The sequence below is a fragment of the Paenibacillus sp. FSL H8-0261 genome (genome assembly GCF_045040645.1).
In the GTDB taxonomy this organism is placed as follows: Bacteria; Bacillota; Bacilli; order Paenibacillales; family Paenibacillaceae; genus Paenibacillus_AQ.
Genome location: NZ_CP150297.1, coordinates 6,495,970 through 6,515,322 on the forward strand (window position 1 = coordinate 6,495,970; position 19,353 = coordinate 6,515,322).

Annotated in this window: 16 protein-coding genes; 2 read left to right on the forward strand and 14 right to left on the reverse strand. The window is 46.6% G+C overall.

The window, feature by feature from the left end; genetic code table 11:
- The first annotated feature begins 84 nt into the window (after positions 1-84).
- The gene (locus MHI27_RS28990; protein WP_405175197.1) at positions 85-1,317 is read left to right on the forward strand and encodes an MFS transporter; all 1,233 of its coding nucleotides are present in this window, start codon (positions 85-87) and stop codon (positions 1,315-1,317) included.
- 81 nt (positions 1,318-1,398) lie between these two features.
- On the opposite strand, the gene MHI27_RS28995 is transcribed toward MHI27_RS28990, so the two are convergent.
- On the reverse strand, positions 1,399-3,105 hold the full coding sequence (locus MHI27_RS28995; protein ID WP_076285634.1) for a glutamine--tRNA ligase/YqeY domain fusion protein: 1,707 nt from the start codon (positions 3,103-3,105) through the stop codon (positions 1,399-1,401).
- A gap of 230 nt (positions 3,106-3,335) precedes the next feature.
- Between MHI27_RS28995 and MHI27_RS29000 the strand changes: the two genes are divergently transcribed.
- Complete coding sequence (locus MHI27_RS29000) at positions 3,336-3,884, forward strand: GNAT family N-acetyltransferase (RefSeq protein ID WP_076285633.1); 549 nt, start codon at positions 3,336-3,338, stop codon at positions 3,882-3,884.
- Between the two features lie 93 nt (positions 3,885-3,977).
- Here the strand turns inward: MHI27_RS29000 and MHI27_RS29005 are convergent, their stop codons facing one another.
- The 13 genes from MHI27_RS29005 to MHI27_RS29065 form a co-directional block, all read right to left on the reverse strand.
- On the reverse strand, positions 3,978-4,622 hold the full coding sequence (locus MHI27_RS29005) for an MOSC domain-containing protein (protein WP_405175198.1): 645 nt from the start codon (positions 4,620-4,622) through the stop codon (positions 3,978-3,980).
- Positions 4,603-5,133, reverse strand: a complete 531-nt coding sequence (locus MHI27_RS29010; RefSeq protein ID WP_405175199.1) for a GNAT family N-acetyltransferase — start codon at positions 5,131-5,133, stop codon at positions 4,603-4,605. Before MHI27_RS29010 ends, MHI27_RS29005 begins: the two co-directional genes overlap by 20 nt.
- 77 nt (positions 5,134-5,210) lie before the next feature.
- Positions 5,211-6,431 (reverse strand): MFS transporter, encoded by a 1,221-nt coding sequence (locus MHI27_RS29015; RefSeq protein WP_076118992.1) that lies wholly within the window; start codon positions 6,429-6,431, stop codon positions 5,211-5,213.
- 433 nt (positions 6,432-6,864) lie between these two features.
- Positions 6,865-7,692 carry a formate/nitrite transporter family protein gene (locus MHI27_RS29020; RefSeq protein WP_042192534.1) on the reverse strand — a complete coding sequence of 276 codons (828 nt, stop codon included), beginning with the start codon at positions 7,690-7,692 and terminating at the stop codon, positions 6,865-6,867.
- Positions 7,693-7,967: 275 nt separating this feature from the next.
- The gene (locus MHI27_RS29025) at positions 7,968-9,332 is read right to left on the reverse strand and encodes an FAD-dependent oxidoreductase (RefSeq protein WP_405175200.1); all 1,365 of its coding nucleotides are present in this window, start codon (positions 9,330-9,332) and stop codon (positions 7,968-7,970) included.
- Positions 9,333-9,669: 337 nt separating this feature from the next.
- On the reverse strand, positions 9,670-11,304 hold the full coding sequence (locus MHI27_RS29030; protein WP_405175201.1) for a formate--tetrahydrofolate ligase: 1,635 nt from the start codon (positions 11,302-11,304) through the stop codon (positions 9,670-9,672).
- Positions 11,305-11,554: 250 nt separating this feature from the next.
- Complete coding sequence (locus MHI27_RS29035; protein WP_042192540.1) at positions 11,555-12,031, reverse strand: glutathione peroxidase; 477 nt, start codon at positions 12,029-12,031, stop codon at positions 11,555-11,557.
- 245 nt (positions 12,032-12,276) lie between these two features.
- Positions 12,277-13,140 carry a D-alanyl-D-alanine carboxypeptidase family protein gene (locus MHI27_RS29040; protein WP_405175202.1) on the reverse strand — a complete coding sequence of 288 codons (864 nt, stop codon included), beginning with the start codon at positions 13,138-13,140 and terminating at the stop codon, positions 12,277-12,279.
- 201 nt (positions 13,141-13,341) lie between these two features.
- Positions 13,342-15,147, reverse strand: a complete 1,806-nt coding sequence (locus MHI27_RS29045) for a DEAD/DEAH box helicase (protein WP_405175203.1) — start codon at positions 15,145-15,147, stop codon at positions 13,342-13,344.
- Positions 15,148-15,541: 394 nt separating this feature from the next.
- The gene (locus tag MHI27_RS29050) at positions 15,542-17,209 is read right to left on the reverse strand and encodes an AarF/ABC1/UbiB kinase family protein (protein ID WP_339799226.1); all 1,668 of its coding nucleotides are present in this window, start codon (positions 17,207-17,209) and stop codon (positions 15,542-15,544) included.
- The gene (locus MHI27_RS29055; protein ID WP_042131416.1) at positions 17,210-17,557 is read right to left on the reverse strand and encodes a phasin family protein; all 348 of its coding nucleotides are present in this window, start codon (positions 17,555-17,557) and stop codon (positions 17,210-17,212) included.
- Between the two features lie 95 nt (positions 17,558-17,652).
- Positions 17,653-18,291, reverse strand: coding sequence for a ThuA domain-containing protein (locus tag MHI27_RS29060; RefSeq protein ID WP_042192549.1), 639 nt, complete (start codon positions 18,289-18,291; stop codon positions 17,653-17,655).
- Between the two features lie 206 nt (positions 18,292-18,497).
- Positions 18,498-19,310, reverse strand: coding sequence for a uroporphyrinogen-III synthase (locus tag MHI27_RS29065; protein ID WP_405175204.1), 813 nt, complete (start codon positions 19,308-19,310; stop codon positions 18,498-18,500).
- Positions 19,311-19,353: the final 43 nt, after the last annotated feature.

Sequence of the window (19,353 nt, forward strand, 5' to 3'; positions counted from 1 at the left end):
TATCCCTTTTCAACACGTGTTACAGTGATAGAAGGGCCTACTATTGGCCACTCTACTCCATGCAAGATATTTAGTGAGAAAGGAGTGAACCATTTGCGAAAAGGCGTTATTCCATCTTCTATCACGTCTTTAAAATGGTTCAATTTTTTTGTATATGGAACCATGGTCCTCTTCACCAGCTTCTTTCAACTATACCTGCTGGATGTAGGGATGAACAAATTAGAGATTGGTGTCTTATTCTCTATGGGAGCGCTAGTATCCATATTTGCAAATCCATTTTGGGCGTTCTTAACAGACCGTTCTCAGAATATACGGCGTATCGTTTTGCTAATGTTATTCGGAACGCTAGTGTTCTCACAGTTTATGTTTCGAGCAAATACATATGAAACGATCTACAACGCCATTATTTTGTTCTATTTCTTCCAAGGACCACTATTTGCTCAAAGCAACACGATGATTCTCAGCTATATTGACGGAACTAATCAGCGCTTCCGTTCTTTCCGGCTTTGGGGTTCAATAGGGTGGGCAGTGATTGCGATTGTCGCCGGCTTTATCCTGGATTGGGCTGATGTATCCATCTTGACCTATCTGCTTACAGCGTTACTAGGTGCATCAATCCTATCCGTTCTTGTATTGCCTAAAATTAACCATACCATTATGAGAGCTCCGATGCCATATAAGGGCTTAAGTAAGTTGATTTTCAATCCTTTTTTCTTGTGCTTTTTATTGTTTGGTATTCTGGTATCCATTCCAAACACTATGAACACCACATTTATATCCTTGTATATTACGGATCTGGGCGGCTCTAAAAAAATGATTGGTCTTGCCGTATTCCTCTCCTCCATTTTGGAGGTAGGCGTATTCGTTCTCTGTGACCGGTTCCTGAAACGTAAAATTTCTGTTCTGCTCGGCTGGCTTGCATTGGTCAGTGGTTTGTTCGTTTTGCGTTGGTGGTTTATGGCTGATGCGACTACTGCCCTTCAAGTGGTGTTCATTCAAATTTTACACTGCATAACGTTCGGCGGCTTTTTCTATGTAGGTACCCAATTGACGATGCTCCTGATTCCACGGCCTTATCGCTCTTCCGGACAAGCGCTCTACACCCTAAGCTGGAGTGGGATATCCGGTTTCATTGGAGGTATTCTCGGAGGTTGGATGTATCAGTATCTGGGTGCACAAAGCATGTATCAGACGGGTGTATTCTTGACGCTTATTGGAACGCTTGGCTTTGGTTTCATGTGGCTCTTTGTTAGCCGTGGAGGGTATCGCCCCCCTTCAGAGGAAGATGAAGAAATCTTCGACATCGAAGCATTATAATTCAACAAAAAGCAGGCTCAAACGTACCTATTCGGGACGTTTGAGCCTGCTTTTTGCTGTTACCTTGATTAATTTATCTGTTTAGCCTTGTTTAGGAGGCTGAAATGAACTCTTCAGTGAAACGATAAGATTGAATACGAGATGTCCAGGCGCCGAATATTTGCTATCCACATTAAAATAGCCATGACGGAAGAACTGGAATTTATCCTGAGCCACGCTATCCTTAAGCGCAGGTTCAACAAACCCTTGCAGGATTTCTATGGACTTAGGATTAAGCTGATCTAAGAAGCTAGGCTCCGATTTCTCTACCGAGGAATCCAAACCTTCAACCTCCACAGCCTCATCCGCTTCTTCAGCAGAAATCAGAGGCTCGTATAGACGGAATTCCGCAGGAACCGCTTGGCTAGCTTCAACCCAGTGCAACGTACCTTTTACCTTGCGGCCTGTAAATCCACTTCCGCTCTTCGTTTCTGGATCATACGTACAATGCAGCTCCACTACCTCGCCATTCTCATCCTTAATAACCTCATTACATTTGATGAAATAAGCATGCTTCAGACGTACTTCATTACCAGGGAACAACCGGAAATATTTGTTCGGCGGATTCTCCATAAAGTCATCACGCTCAACATAAATTTCACGCGAGAACGGAATTTGACGTACGCCCATTTCCTCATTCTCTGTATTATTCTCCGCTTCAAGCCATTCTGTTTGACCTTCTGGGTAATTGGTGATAACAACCTTAAGCGGTCGTAACACAGCCATAGTACGCGGTACAGTTAGCTTAAGATCCTCACGGATAAAGTGCTCCAGCATTTGCAGGTCCACCAGACCCTGACTCTTGGAGATCCCTGCTTCATACACGAATTTACGAATCGCTTCCGGCGTATATCCTCTACGGCGTAGACCAGAAATCGTAGGCATCCGTGGATCATCCCAACCATCCACATGTCCTTCGTCTACAAGCAGCTTCAGCTTACGCTTACTAGTCATCGTTTGAGCCAGATTCAGACGACCAAATTCATATTGATGAGGGACAGCTGGCATCTCACATTCAGCTACAACCCAATCGTAGAATGGACGTTGATCTTCAAATTCGAGCGAGCAAAGGGAGTGAGTAATCCCCTCAATAGCATCTTCTAACGGATGAGCGAAGGTATACATTGGGTAGATACACCATTTATCGCCTGTGTTATGGTGATGTGCATGTGTAATCCGATAAATTACAGGATCACGCAGGTTAATGTTCGGTGACGCCATGTCGATTTTGGCGCGAAGAACCTTCTCACCGTCCTTGAATTCGCCTGCACGCATACGCCGGAACAGATCCAAATTCTCTTCGATACTACGATCACGATGCGGACTGTTCTTTCCTGGTTCCGTCAGCGTTCCACGCAATTGACGAATTTCATCCGCACTGAGGTCATCGACATAGGCTTTGCCCTTTGTAATTAATAATTCGGCACGTTTGTACATTTCCTCAAAATAATCAGATGCAAAACGCAGCTCTTCCCATTCATAACCGAGCCACTTTACATCTTCCTGAATCGAGTTTACATATTCCGTATCCTCTTTAGCCGGATTCGTGTCGTCAAATCTTAGGTTAGTCTTGCCACCGAACTCGTCCGCCAGTGTAAAGTTAATCCAGATCGCCTTGGCATGTCCGATATGTAAATAACCGTTCGGCTCCGGCGGAAAGCGTGTGATAACTTCCTTTACTTTACCGGTACGGAGGTCTTCGGTAATAACATTCTTAATAAAATTGGAGGGGGTGCTACGGTTCTCCACAGCTATCAACCTTTCATTCTGTAGTGTTACACTACTTCTTGTATAAACATGTTTCCTACTAATATACCCGTTAACCGTAGATTGTTCAATAAAAGGGGGCACAAGGCACGGATCATTTTTTAGTGTCTTTAGACCTTTTGACTTCTGTCAGGGCGATAGAGTAGCATGATAATCATAAGAAATAATCCATAATCATACATAAGGCCTTGTGCCAAAAAGGAGGCAACCGCTTGTTTAATTATGTCATCGATGAAGAGCTGATGTTAAAGCCGCTAATGCCAGAGCACGCTCGGCACATGTTCGCGTTAGTAGAGCACTCACGGGAACGACTACGACAATGGCTCCCTTGGGTGGATGCCGTTACGGAACAGGCCCACACTCTAAACTTCATCAAAAATGCGGTTAAACAAAGCACTGACAATGGTGCTTTTACCGCTGGACTATGGGTTCGCGGTGAGCTCGCCGGTGTTATTGGGTATCACCAGATTGACTGGCATAACCGATCTGTTGGGATCGGCTACTGGCTGGGTGAAGGATATGAAGGTAAAGGGTATATGACCAGTGCCTGTCGGGTGCTAGTAGACTATGCACTACTGGAAATGGAGCTGCAGCGTGTAGAAATTCGCTGCGCGACCGGAAATGTTTCCAGCCGGGCGATCCCGGAACGGCTTGGTTTTGTCCTTGAGGGTGTAATTAGACAGTCAGAGAAACTGCCTGACGGCTACGTCAACCATGCCGTATACGGTTTATTGCGTAGTGAATGGCAGCTGCTCGGCTAAGTTAGGCTAAGCAAGCAACACATATAAGCTCATAAATAGAAATAAGCCTGGAAGGCACACGCCTCCAGGCTTATTTTGGTTTGTAGATAGTGTTTAACTCTCCGGCAGACCCAGCTGTTTTCGAAACTTGTTCCGCACTACGGCGGAGAGAGTTCCTAGCTCCGCAAGAGCTGCCAGTGCAGCTTCCTCTTGCAGCCCCACTTGCATTAAATGTAGTACATGCGCCACGGACGCATCGCCAGCTCCACTTTCTTTTTTGACAATCGCATCTCCGGTTGAGATCTTTCCTTCACGAAGCACACGCAAGTAAAATCCGCTATATCTAGTGTCCAGCACTTGAGCCGGGAGATCTGCCGGGCCATGCTTTTGTGAGATTTTGAAGCAAGGATAACGTGGCTGGCTGACCTGCAGCACAGTGGTACCTATTTCGTACACATCGCCAATGCACACATCTGTCTCTAATAAGCCGGTAGTTGTTATATTTTCCCCGAAGGCAGAGTATTCCAGTTTCTTCCCAAGCTGCTGCTCCCAGTAGGGATAATGCTCGATGGGGTAGGCACAAACTGCCTTGTCAGGGCCCCCGTGATGTTTCAGATCCGCCTGACCATCTCCGATAAAACCATTAGTATTTAACTGAACTGATCCTTCGACAGGCATTTTATAAATCCCAGTCTCCAAAGGTTTCCCCCGATAATCCACTGTTACCGGCCGCCCCACATTAAGCGAGATGATCTCCATATCCTTCTCCTCCTGTCAGCATGCAGCACATAAAGATTTCATCCACATATCGACCGCCAAGATAAAACTCCTCCCGCAGACGTCCCTCTTCCACAAACCCGCATTTACGATAAAAAGAAAGCGCTGATTCATTACAGGATAATACGCGTAGACGCAGCTTACGAATGGCGTTATCTGCGGCATGTTCCTTAATAGCCTCTATGAGCTGCCGGCCAATACCTAAACGTTGATAATCCGGATGAACAGCAATATTGACCTCGCACACATGCCTGTTACTCTCCATTCGACTAGGGCAGCCAAACCCAACATATCCGCATAGCTTGTCATCCTTTAGTGCTACTAGCTGCGAACCCGGGGGAGCATTCAGTAGATAATCCTCTTGGGAACGCCACAGTAATGGCCCCGGGCTAGTGTTCTCCGTCCAGATCATATGATCCAGATGAATCAGTTCCCGCACGTCTTTAATCTCTGAGAACCTTATTATAAGCCTATCTCTGTTGCTAAGTTTCATAAAGATGTACACCCCTTGCCTTGCACCTCTATAGAATTCACAGTAGATCATTTGAATCCCCTATGCTCAACTCTCAACTATCCTATTGACCGCTCCAATGAATTTCCTCGGCGGTTGATATACGCATGAACGATAAAGAACCCTACGGACAGCAGTGCCATCGCACATGCCAACCATGCGGTAGGCGCTAAGCCTCCACTATCGTATAACCTACCCATTAAGTATGGTCCAATCACCCTACCGACTGCCCCCATGCCTCCACTTAGCCCTAAATAGAAAGGAGCACTGCGACCTGCATGATCCGAAATAAAGGAAGGCATGGCCGGAGATATCAGCATTTCCCCAAGCGTAGCGAGTACCATCCCAAGCACTAGACCTGAATAAGTCGGCATCCATAAAAGAACAGCATACCCACCCAAATAAAATAGAGCACTTACTGTCATTTGCGCCGTTGAGGTAGATGCGAACCAACGTTTAATTACTGTTACGAGTGGCTGAGCTGCAAAAATGAGAATTCCGTTAAGCGTCCAGAGAAAACCATAAGTCTTCTTAGGCCAGCCCTCAGAAATAATGAACGGAGATACCCCTGTATTCCAGATAGAGTTCCCTAATAGTAGGAACATCGAGGCAATACCCATATAAAGATAAATTCGTGTATGCCCCATTAGCTTCCAGGTAGATTGTTTGTCAGGACCAGCCTTCTGGTGTTCTGCGACCTCCTGTGAAGAATCTCCTCCGACTTTCTTGAGATATACAAAAAAGAATACCGCAAATACCGCTGAAGTTACGCCGTTCATCACAAAGCTGAGCATATAAGAAATATCGGCCAAAAAACCACTTAACGCCGTACCCAGTGCTACACCAATATTATTAGCGACATAAATAACATTAAACAGCTCTCCGCGCTGCTTCGTAAAACGAAAGCCGATAAATGCCTGAATCGCAGGTAAGGACAGTGAATTAAAGAGCCCTACCAGTCCCATCGCGACCATAAATAACGTCCAGTTGTTACTTGCTGCCGGCAAAGTGAACAGAGCAAGTGCATTCATGCCCAGCGCTCCAACAATCAGCCGGTTAACGCCTACCTTATGATAGAGTGAGCCCCCGAGTAGTTGACCCACAATTCCTCCAACTGATTGAATAAGAATCACTAATCCGGCATCCGACATGCTGCGTCCAAGCTCATCAAAAACATACATTGTAACCAATGGCCACATCAGTGCACTACCCGTTGCATTAATAAGACTAGCAATTAAAAATATCTTAACTTCTTTAGGATAATTCTGTAAAAACTTCATAAGTAGTGTGCATCCCCTGTAATATATGTGTCATTATTCCATCCAGTATTATCCCAAAACAGGGTTCAGGGCAAGCGGACGCATTGACGTGCTATCGTGATAAAGTCTCAGTATACTTTACCTCTTATTTAGGACTAACTTCTGCCGTAGCTGAGAAAAAAGTAGCACCTTTCACGTCCGCATTCCTCCCTATTTCTATTATCTATTTATATTTTATAGTTGCCGCTGTCGTCCGTAAAGTAGACTAAACAATAATGAAGTGTTTCGTTATTACAAAGTCGGGGTAATAGAGCCTAGAAACACTCCCCCTTTTAAAATTCGCTGTGCATCCGAATTCGTTCCCCCGAGCTCGGATACATCACGGCGGATTTTATTTGTCTATACAGCAAAAAGCACCCCTCAACTATTCTAAGGAGTGCTCTATAAGATAGGTTTAGGCGTGTTTTTTTACACCGCTGCCGGACATGCTGTCCACGGACTGAATAGATGCAGGCTCTTTGCGCAGGTAAGCCATCCAATAAGCTGCCGCAACAAAGATCGCACCGCCCGTCAAGTTTCCTAGCCATACCGGAACAAAATTGTTGAAGTACTCTCCCCATGAAAAATAACCTTCAAAAATAGCTGCCGGAATTAAGAACATGTTGGCTACAACGTGCTGGAAGCCGATAGCTACAAAAGCCATCGTTGGGAACCAGATACCGAGGATTTTGCCACTGAAGTTATCTGCTCCATAGGAGAGCCATACCGCCAAAGCTACAAGCCAGTTACAACCGATACCGGAAACAAATGCCGGCAAGAAGTCTGCCTCAAGCTTATGTCCTGCCATCTCCACTAATTTTTCCAAATACACACCGTCAGAGGTTAAACCAACCACGTGACCGAAAAAGTAAGCTACAAACAAAGCTCCCGCTAGATTGCTCAGGGTAATCAATACGAGATTCTTAACCACTTCCCAGAAGGATATCTTCTTCGCCATAAAAGCAAGTGGCACAGCCATCATATTGCCTGTCAGCAGTTCTCCCCCTGCAAGCAGTACTAGAATCAATCCAACAGGGAAGACAGCTGCCCCAATAAAGTTAGCGATGGATCCCCATTCATGTGGTGCGCCAGCAATGACGCGAATATCCAGTAAAAATCCGAGCGCGATAAACGCTCCTCCCAAAAAGCCCAGAATTAGTACGGTGCTTAAAGGATTATGCGCCTTTTTTATGCCGTTCTCGACCGTGACTGCGGCAATCTGCTGCGGTTTATTATAAGCCATGATTCCTATCCCCTTCATCTATTTACTTAAAATTTGTTCCTTTACGACCATTGTAGCGTGTCATAAAACACATTAACGTGATAATTATCACTTAATGAAAAACTAAGTGAAACTTTTCACTGACATGTCAAATTTAACGAAGCGCATCCATAATTACAATTGTAAGAATAGGCTCCATATTATTTTAAAGGTAAATAGTACCAGCATCAATCACAAAAAACCGGAGCCATATATGGCTCCGGTTTACCCAACTTTATTGTTCACATGCAATTAAATTATACGGTTACTGCCTCTTTGCTTGATACTGATGCCGGTAGCGATTCGAGTCCTACTGTATTCAGGAAGTTCCAAGGCTTGTTGTAATGAGGTTGGAAGAAGAAATCGATAAAGGCAAGCTGATCGATTGTCATTTTATTTTGAATACATACAGATACTGTGTTGATCGATTGCGTCAAATCCGTCTTGGACAAGATTTGCGCTCCGAGAATGCGGCGTGTGGCGCGATCAAATACCACTTTTAATTGCACCTGCTCGAAGGTTGGCATAAATTCTGGACGGTAGTTGTCAATAATCATGGTAGTTTCTACGTCCATTCCTTCAGCCTTAGCCCCTTCTTCAGTAAGACCGGTAGCAGCGATATTATCTTCATAAATCTTAATGCCCGAAGTCCCTTGAGTACCCATATAAGGAATCGTCTCTTTCACTAAGTTACGTGCGACCAAAGTGCCCATCCGTACGGCATTGGTTGCCAGTGGAATATAAGCGTGCTTACCTGTAGGGTTGTAATGAATCGCGCAGCTGTCACCAGCGGCATACACATCCGGGCAACTAGTCTGCATATAATCATTGACCAGAATTGCGCCATTTGGCAGCATATCCACTTGACCTTTTAACAGCTCAGTATTCGGACGGAAGCCGATGCAGAGAATTACAAGATCCGCCTCATGCTCCCCTTCGCTTGTGATAACCTTGGTAACTTTACCACCTTCACCAGCAAAAGAACTTACCTTCTCATTCAGCGCTAATTTAATACCATGATCCTTAAAGGATTGTTCGATCGGCGCAGTAAACTCTGGGTCCAAATATTTATTCAAAATACGATCTTCACCATCAATCAGCGTAACTTGCTTTCCGTTCATTTGGAAGGCTTCCACCAACTCAACGCCGATATATCCAGCGCCTACGACTGTGATTTTATTCGCTTGTTTAGCTTTTTCTATAATGGTATTGGAATGATCATAGTTCTTGCAAAGCAAGACGCCTTCAAGCTCAATCCCTTCGAGCTTCGGTACAATCGGCCATGATCCCGTAGTCATAATCAGCTTATCGTAGGTATCGTCAAACTCCTGTCCGGTTACCAAATTGCGAACACGCAATGTTTTGGACTTCGTATCCACAACGGTCACTTCATGACGCATGTTGGTTTTTACACCAAGTTCAGCAAGCTTCTCAGGGGAAGAATAGAACAGCCCGTGTGGGTCCTTGACCACTCCACCTACGTATAAAGCAATTCCACAAGATAAGAAAGAAATATTATCATTACGCTCATACACCGTAATCTCGGCTTCCGGGTGAAGCTTGGCAGTATTTACAATTGCGGCAGTTCCGGCATGGGTACATCCAATGACAGCTACTTTCATTATTTTCTTCCTCCTTCAAATGGACAACCTGGTTATATATTCGAATTGCTTGACTGACCAAATTAGATATCTGATCACCGATGAGTTAATTGTGATTTATTTCACTTTATAAATTGATTATATTGTGATATTTATCACATTACAAGTCTTTTCGCCTATATTCTCAGATTGTTCACAATTTTAAGCATTTTCCGTCACTGCTGCCGATTGCGACCTCGTTAGCTTTGCCATGGGCGTAGGACATTATGTTCTGCCCACTCAGGATATACTTTCTTATAACGCGCAAAAAAAGGCTTTCCCCTAAACCAACAGGGAAAAGCCTGATCATAAACTGTATCTACACCAAACCGTGAATCACGCCATCCTCATCCATCCATAGTGCCTCAGCAGCTGGCTTAGCCGGTAGGCCTGGCATCGTAACGATATTGCCCGTAATCACTACAGCAAACCCTGCACCGAGCGAAAGGGTAATATCACGGATACCTACCGTGAAACCTTCTGGAGCGCCAAGCAATCTAGGCTGATCTGAGAAGGAATAAGGGGTCTTCGCCATACATACTTGAAGATCATTTAACCCAAGACGCTCAATCACCGCTAGGCTGCGTTTGGCCGCAGGGGAAAAGTTAACCTCCGCACCACGGTAAATTTCGCGAACAATCTTGGTGATTTTGGAAGAGATGTCGAGTTCATTCTCATACAAAGGAGCAAAACGTTCAGTGTCGCTATGGTCCAGAAGTTTCTTTAATTCCGAAGCCAACTCTTGTCCGCCCGCACTACCTTCTGCCCATACCTTGGATATTGCAGCAGGAACGTTCAATCGGCGACAAGCCTCCACAACGTCATTAATCTCTTCTGGGCTATCGCCTTCAAAATGATTAATGGCAACAAGAACAGGTACCCCAAATTTGCCGAGATTCTCTACATGACGCTCCAAATTAGACAATCCAGAGCGCAGCGCCGTCCGGTTCTCCGTTTGGAGCTCATTCTTAGGTACACCACCGTTATATTTCAAGGATTTCACCGTCACTACAAGCACTGCCGCTGAAGGGATTAGACCCGCTTGCCGGCATTTGATATCCATGAATTTCTCTGCACCAAGATCCGCTCCGAAGCCTGCTTCCGTAACCACAACATCTCCCAGCTTGAGTGCATAACGAGTACCGATAACACTACTGCAGCCATGGGCGATATTCGCAAATGGACCACCGTGTACAATAACAGGAGTGCCCTCCAAGGTCTGCACCAGATTAGGCTTAACTGCTTCCTTCAGCAGGGCTGTCATCGCTTCAACTGCCCCTATTTGCTCGGCCGTTACAGGCTGTCCCTCTTGGTCATATCCAATCAAAATACGGTTCAGACGCTTTTTGAGATCACTCAGATTATCGCATAGGCATAATACAGCCATAATCTCAGAAGCTGTTGTAATCTGAAATCCACTTTCCCGCACGGCTCCATTTCCATCTCCGAGCCCTGTCACTATATTCCGCAGACTGCGATCATTCATATCCATCACGCGTTTCCAAACGATACGCTGCGGATCAAGACCCAGCTCATTACCTTGGAAGATATGATTGTCAATCATCGCAGACAATAAATTATGTGCAGAAGTCACCGCATGAATATCACCCGTAAAGTGCAAATTAATCTCATCTGCCGGAATGATCTGTGACTTGCCGCCGCCGGTGGCACCGCCTTTCATGCCCAAGCATGGTCCGAGGGACGGTTCGCGCAAGGCAGCCACGGTCTTTACTCCTGCTGCGTTCAATGCCTGTGCCAGCCCAATAGTTGTTAAGGTCTTCCCTTCGCCAGCAGGGGTTGGATTCACCGCAGTGACCAATACCAGCTTGCCATCTGGTTTGTTCTTCATGTCTTCCCATAAGGACGGTGAAAGTTTACTTTTATATTTGCCGTATAGTTCCAGATGCTCTTCGCCAATTCCCGCTTGTGCTGCTACCTCTGTAATTAACTTCATGCTTGTATTGAACCCTCCTGCCGTTATTATCCTGCTGTATTCCACACTTTATGCATATTTTGCATGGGCATTACATTCTCTTCAAAGAATACATGGTCTCTGTAAAGCGTCAAGTATAATTTATCACAACAAAATTTAAGGCACCTATTCTATATTCCTATGTAAAAAAAGAAAATCCCGTCGAGGCTCGGCCAAAGACCGAGGTCGAAAGGATACTTGTAAAATAACAATTCATCAGTCCCTAAATGATCTACAGTAAGGACTCAATCTGTTCTGACATCGTTTCTGGCGATTCCTTTGGCTCCACACGAGCTACTACATTACCGCCACGATCAATAAGAAACTTCGTGAAATTCCAGCTGATATCACTGCTGTCGCCAGTACCCGGCTGTTGCTCTTTTAAATAATTGAAAAGAGGGCTGGCATCCGGTCCATTCACATCCACTTTGGCAAACACAGGAAATGTAACGCCATAATTAATCTGACAGAATTCTTCTGCCTCTTCACTTGTACCCGGCTCCTGACCCGCAAATTGGTTGCAGGGGAATCCTAATACTACAAGTCCCTGATCCCTATACTGCTCGTATAGCTTCTGGAGATCCCCATACTGCGGTGTAAGTCCGCATTTACTAGCCGTATTGGCAATCAGCACTACCTTACCTTCATACTCTGTAAATGACACTTCTTTACCCGAAGGCGTAACGCCGGAAAAATTGTAGATCGACATCCTAATTCCCCTTCCTTCCATGTACTTAGACTACACTACGTATCTTACCCGAATTGTAACAGAATGCAACTTATCGACACTTTCTGTAAACACTAAGAACAAGTAAAAACGCCTTCGGCGTCCCTAAAGGACGGTAAGCGTTTATGCGAGAAATATGAGGATAAAGTATAGTGTGAAACTTATAATTTCTTATATTTAAAAAAAGCAGTCCTTTGTATTTCTTAGGACTGCTCTCTATCACTTTGTTATTTGGTTACTGGTACCACATCATAATATTCTTCCAGCGTAATCCCTTTATCCGCAATATAAGTAGCTATATCCTTGCCCACATAACGGATATGCCAAGGCTCATACTTATATCCTGTAATATCCTGCTTTCCTTCTGGAAAGCGAATGATATAACCATATTCCGTTGCATGCTGCGCTAGCCACTCCGCTTCCTTCGTTCCACCAAAACAGCTCTCCGCAGCACATTTCCCGTCACTTCCTGAGACATCGATAGCAAGCCCTGTCTGATGCTCGCTATAGCCAGGCACGGCACTGTAAGTACGAGCCAGTTCTTCTCCGTCTTTCTCAACATAACGATTGAACAGCCTTGTTTGGGTTTCCTTAGAACGGTAGGCCGAAACGCCAGCCAAGTAAATCCCGTCTTCCTCTGCGCCTGCGAACAGTTTCTCTAATGCTTCGGCAGCTTCCTTACGCATCATACGCTTCTCGATTTTCTCTTTAAATGTAAAACGCACTTCCGGGTAGACTAGATCCGTTGGCTTATAGTTCTCCGGCAGTCCATACTCCTTATTCACCATCACAGCTATGCTGTCAGGCTCTTTAAAAGAATCATCAGTGCTATTTCCCTTGCCGTTACTATCCGGTTCGGACGGATCAGAGGGATCCGTTGTATTAGTTGGATTAGCTACCACCGGGTCTGTTATACCCTCTTCGGTGCTATCACCATCCTCACCAGGCTTAGCTTGAAGATCATCCTGCACATTTATATTGGAACCGCTACTATCTGAAGCAGAAGGAGAAGGCGTCGTATATTTCCCAATCCCCCACCCAACAGCAATAACGACAATTAACAAGATTATTATTTTCAATTTTTTAGACATCTGCAAGATCTTCCTCCTCGAAGTCGAAACACTCTATTTATCTATTAGACAAGCTTTCCTTCAAAAATGTTACACTAAGATCCTTTTTTAGACAAATATCGCTCGGATAATTGTGCCTACAAAATAAAGTTACCATAGGGAGTTAGCTTGTCCGCTAACTTCCCTATGGTAACAAGTTTTAGTTATGAAATTCCACTCACATTATCTGGATGTGCCTCTGCCGCCGCTTTTAAAGCCGCCGGAGCTGCCGCGTCCACCCCGTGAGGAACCCGTATTTCCGCTGTTGCGGCCGCCTTTACCAGCGCCACCTTTGGCACCGCTATAGCTGCCTTTGCTACCTTTACCACCTTTGCCGCCGCCTCTGGACGGGCCCGTACCGTAGCCGCTGCCTAAGCCGCCTCGTGGTGTGCCGCCAACGTAAGCGCCGCCGTCTGCACCTCTGGCTACGTTCTCGCTGTAGCCAGTGCTTGGGCCGCCCTTCCGGTTCGCACCGCGCGAACCGGTGCTGCTAGGCGCTGCTGCGTTGCCGCTAGCTGGCGCATCGCCTCTGGAGGCGAAGGCGCCATAGCCGCCGCCTACTCGTACTACACCGGCAGCCTTGCCGCCGCCCTTAGGTGCAGCAGCGTCAAAGCCGCTGCCGCCGCGCTTGCCAGCCGCCGCATCAGAACGACCGCCGCGGCGACCTTCTGCAGGCGCGCCCCAGCCGCCTGCTTCCTTACCGCGGCCGCGGCCACCTTGCCGCGCTCCGCCTTCGCCGCGCGGAGCACCGCCGCGGCCAGAGCCGCCGGTCTTCGGTCCGCGGCCCGTGCGCGCTGCCTCAGCGCCGCCGCTTTGACGACCGCCGTGGCGTCCGCCGCCTTGTACTGCAACGAATTCGCCAACGCCGAATTCATCCTTGTCGTAACGGCGGCGATCCAGGCGCTGCGAAATGCCGTGCTCGATCAAGTCTAGTCCATCTTGCTCACGTGGAGAAGTGAACGTAATTGCAAGCCCTTTACCTCCGGCACGGCCTGTCCGGCCGATCCGGTGAATATAGCTATCCACATCAAGTGGCATATCGTAGTTAAAGATATGAGTGATACCTTCGACATCCAGCCCCCGAGCCGCTACATCTGTGGCTACAAGAAGCTGCAGCTTCGCATCACGGAATCTCTTCATTACACCTTCGCGTTTACCTTGGGACAAATCACCGTGCAGCTCATCACAATCATAACCTGCTGCTTGGAGTGCTTCGTTCAGCTTGGACACCCGACGTTTGGTCCGGCAGAAAATAATAGCCAAGTAAGGACGATCCCGTTCAATCAATGTTTTGAGCGCCTCTTCTTTATTACGATCCGAGACTTCCACGACTTGCTGTTTGATATTATCCAGCGGAATCGGAGAACCACTCTTAATAATGATATCCAGAGGCTCTTTCATGTAATTAGCTGCGAGACGTTTAATCGGATCTGGCATCGTCGCAGAGAACAACATCGTTTGACGGCGATAAGGAACAGCCGTAATAATGGTCTCTACATCCTCCAAGAATCCCATATGCAGCATTTGATCCGCTTCGTCCAGAACGAGCATCTTAACGCCACTAAGATCGAGCGTCTCCCGGCGCATATGATCTAGCAGTCTGCCCGGTGTACCGATAATAAGATGTCTGCCACCTTCGAGCTTACGCAGCTGCTTCTCAACATCCTGACCACCATAAACGGCCAAGATTTTAATATCCGTATGACGCGCCAGCTTACGTGCCTCTTCTGTAATCTGCAAAGCCAACTCACGTGTTGGGGCCATAATTAGCGCCTGCGGATAAGCTCGCTCCGTGTGGATCTTGTCCATAATTGGCAGCAAGAAAGCTAATGTCTTCCCTGTACCTGTCTTCGCTCTTGCAATTACATCCAGACCCTGCACCAATGGCGGTATTGCTTCCTGTTGCACTGGTGTAGGCTTAACGATGCCTTGACCTTGAAGCAATGTACACAGTAATTCTGAAACACCTAATTCTTTAAATCCCGGCAAATTCTCCACCTCACTATTTTCTCAGTTAAATTTGATTACATCTCTTACTTAACTTCCGTCTTCCAAAGCCCTATTCAGGCAGCCCCTACCCGACTGTCCTTTTGGGGGCGTATGCTTCCGATTCAGCTATATTCAAACAAAAGCGGAAGAACCCCGTCACCGGCATTCTTCCGTCCCATGTATCCCTTGACCCGTTAAAAGAGTGCGGTCAAAGTTCGGTTTCTGGGCAGCAGCGATCCACCGGACGTTTAGACGGCACTCCATTTGCGTTCCATTCCACTTTATACAATAGAAGTAAAGTTAAGCTTAGAAAGTTATCTTTTATATTGTACTTGATAGAACGGCATTTGTGTGAAACTGCAGAATAATAATTATTCTATCCTATAGTTGTAGGTTAGAACCTTCCCGATTTAAAAATCGCAAAGATCAACCATAAGAACATCAGAAGCGCTACTACGCCGCCAATCTCCACTGTAGGGAAATTCCATAACACTGAAGGCTGACCGCGCATCGCAGTTCCAATAATGAGTCCAACCATGATAATACTGAACGCAAGCATCACAATACTAAACGCTAAGCGGTTCCCAACCCGGTCCAGCTTTCGCTCCAAATGCTCCAGCTCAGGTGCCGCAATCTCTACCTTTAGCTTTCCCTTACTAATTAGCGCGGATAACTGCCTTGCCTGCCCAGGAAGCTCTAGAAGACTCTCCGTTAAATCGGCTACGCCTCCAAGGAACTTGCGCTGCAATCGGGGACCACTAAATCGCTGCTTCACAAGTTCCCGTCCAAAAGGCTCTGCCATCTCTAAAATGCTAATCGTTGGATCCAAGTTGCTAATGACACCCTCAAGCGTCAGCATTGTCTTACCAAGCATCGTTAGATCCGGGGGAAGGACTAATCGATGCTTGCGAGCAATGCCAAACAGATCATTTAGCGCTTTACCTATGCTCATCTTACTAAACGGAACATCATAATACTCTTCGCGAAGTCGATCCATATCATTATGCAATGCCGCTCGATCAGCATCCTCAGGGATGACGCCGAGACGCAAAATTGCCCGGACCATCGCATCCGTATTCTTGCGCATTAGTGCGATGACAAGCGCAGACAGCTGCTCTTTCATCTCTTCGTTCAGCCGCCCCATCATGCCAAAATCAATCAAAGCCAGCTTCCCATCAGCCATTCTCATAACATTCCCTGGATGCGGATCTGCATGAAAAAAGCCATGAATGAAAATTTGTCTTAGCATCATTTCCACGAGCTGCTGAGCAATAACCTTAAGCTTAACGCCGCTACTCAGTAGTTCATCGCGACGACTTAGCGTAATCCCTACCACATATTCCATCGTCAGCACTCGTGCTGACGTATAGTCCCAATAAATATCCGGGATGTATACTCCGTCATAATCCATCTGTTGAGCAATTTTCTCTGCATTGCGTCCTTCTTGGCCGTAATCCAGCTCGCCAAGCAGAGATTTCGAGAATTCCTCTACCATACGGGACAACTGATATTGCCTCGCCCAGCCTAGCTGCTTCTCAGCAAGGGCGCTCAGATCTTTGAGAATTTCCAAATCCCTACTCATCGTTCGCAGTATGCCAGGGCGCTGAACTTTAACAGCCACGACCTGCCCGCTGTGAAGAACAGCTCTATGCACTTGACCGATCGACGCAGCCGCAAGAGGAGTATCCTCAAAGGAATTAAAGATTTCATCCATCCGTTGATCGAGTTCATGCTCCACAATCGTGCGCACGCGCTCCACAGGGAACGGGGGCACATTATCCTGTAGTTTTACCAATTCTTGAATAATAGAATCAGGCAGCAGATCCGAACGTGTACTGGCGAGTTGTCCAAGCTTTATAAAGGTTGGGCCCAAATCCTCCAATACGAGCCGAATCCGCTCCCCGAGCGTAAGGCTTGTATGAGCTTCTTGCGTTACAAGACGGCGTGGAAGGGATAATAAATGATAGAGCCCCAGCTCCTCCACCATATAGCCAAAACCATGGTGCATAAGCGCCATGGCAATGGACCGGTATCGTCCGGCATGTCTGATACGTACTGCCATTTAGTCCGTACGCGTTTCCGCCGATGTTCCTTCTAGATGGGAAATGCCCTCCAGCTCGGCCAATCGACGCTCCAACACAGCAATTCGGCCTTCCAGCTCGTCAATATCACTTTGTACAGGAACCTTCATTTCCTTCAACACGCGTTGTACTTGTTCTTGTACAACAGACTTGAGCATACCTCGCTCTTCCTCACCGCGTTCAATCAGACGGTCAACAAGGGCCTTAGACTCCGAAGGAGCAAGCTCCCCACGCTTCACTAGTTCCTCAACAACCTTTTCTACTTTTTCCTTACTAACAATGGTGAGGCCCACTCCTAAAGAGATCGCTTTTTTAAACAAATCACTCATAGTACTTCCTCCCAAAGATTCCGTTTCGTTACAAACGGAGTTGATGATTAAAGTATACCTCACTGTGTGCGTATTTCAAAAAAACGCAATATCCCTTAGTTACTTACCGGAATACGTGCAGCCCAAGTAGCTGCCTGCAAGATCAGTTTACGTAGTGCTGGATGGCGGAAGGATGGCTCATGATGCCCAGGCATAAGGAACACTACTCGTCCTAAACCATAGCTGTGGCACCATGCAGCTGGAAGCCATTGACCCTCCGATTCATACTGAAGAAGAATAGTCCGATCTGTGAACGGATCAAATTCGAAATGATAAGGCTCCTCATCCAGCTGGAAGTCTTCAACGCCCTCAGTAATGTCATGCTCTAGCACCTTAAAATTCATTGGCTCGTAAGCGGTGTGACCATTAAAGCGTCCACCGATCAGCTGAGCTAGTTCGTTACGCTTCGTCAAAGAAGCACCTGTATGAAGAACAATCAGTCCTCCACCACCGCTCACATAGCTGAGTAGGCCAGCGGTTTGCTGAGGAGATACAGTTTCATTCCATAATTCGTTGTAGGCAATGCATAAGTCATAACTTCCTAAATGCTCAATGCGCATCATTTTTTTGTTTTCTGAACACTGAACGGTTAATAAATCATTTAAGATCTCGCTAATTTGTTGGTCCACTCCTTGAAGTGGATGGAAACGGGGATGGGTATAATCACCAAGTAACAGACATTTTCTTTTGTCCATGGGGATCCTCCTCCTTATTCATTGTTATTATTCATCACATGTTGCCTATATTCTAAGGAAAACTGCTGCGAATGTCCATGCAGATGGCGGGTTTACTACTCTTAAGGCATCCTCTTCCGGGTAAAAAAGCATCCCCACCCATTGAATCCGGCGGGAATGCTTCTGAATAGTAACGTAAATCTTGTAAAGCTTCCGCACACTGTGGTCTAGCGATTCGCCGCCACATATTTGCCCAACTCTACAATCATGCTTCCCATCCGTTCATGCTCAGGCATGATGATACGTTGTAGGCCCTCTTCTTTTAGAGCCTCAGAGGTAATACGCCCTACAGATACAGCAAGCACTTTATCCTCGAAAGACCTCAGCATCTCCTCCAGCTTGCCCTGTTCCCGAGCAAATTGAGAGAGGAAACGAAATTGTGGCGCACTTGTAAAAGCCACGGCATCAATCTTACCTTCTATGATTTCTGTAAGCAATCTTTCAAGCTCACCCGATTCTGGTAGAGTATGACGATACGGCAGCACTTGGCGGGTATTCGCCCCAGCCTCCTGCAGCCATGCGAGCATACGAGGAGCTGGATCGCCGTGCAGCTGCAGTACGACCTCCTTGCCCTTCAAATCCAGAGATTGAAGCCCACGAATCAATCCGATCGTACTTCCGTCGTCGTCACGAACCTCCGGCGTAAGTCCTCTTTTTTTCAAAGCATTCACTGTCTTATAACCCCGTGCAGCAATAATAGAACCAGAAAGGACCTCTAAGAAACGCTCAGCGATATTAAGGCGTTCAGCCGTTTGGAAGAGAGCATCCAGTCCCATTCCTGTGGTAAGGATCACCAAATAAGGCGGATGGCTGATCCATGAATTCAATCCTTCCTCCAATGCCTCATCATCAAGAAAGACAGTACCCTGAGCAGGTCGACATAACGCCGTCCCCCCCATATTTTGCACCAGCTTGGCCATCTCTTCCGATTTTCGCGGGCCCGCCAAGGCGACCGTGAACCCTTTCAGTTGCTCTGCCATGTACTATTATCTCTCCTCTCTCCGTTGCCTAACCCAACATTAT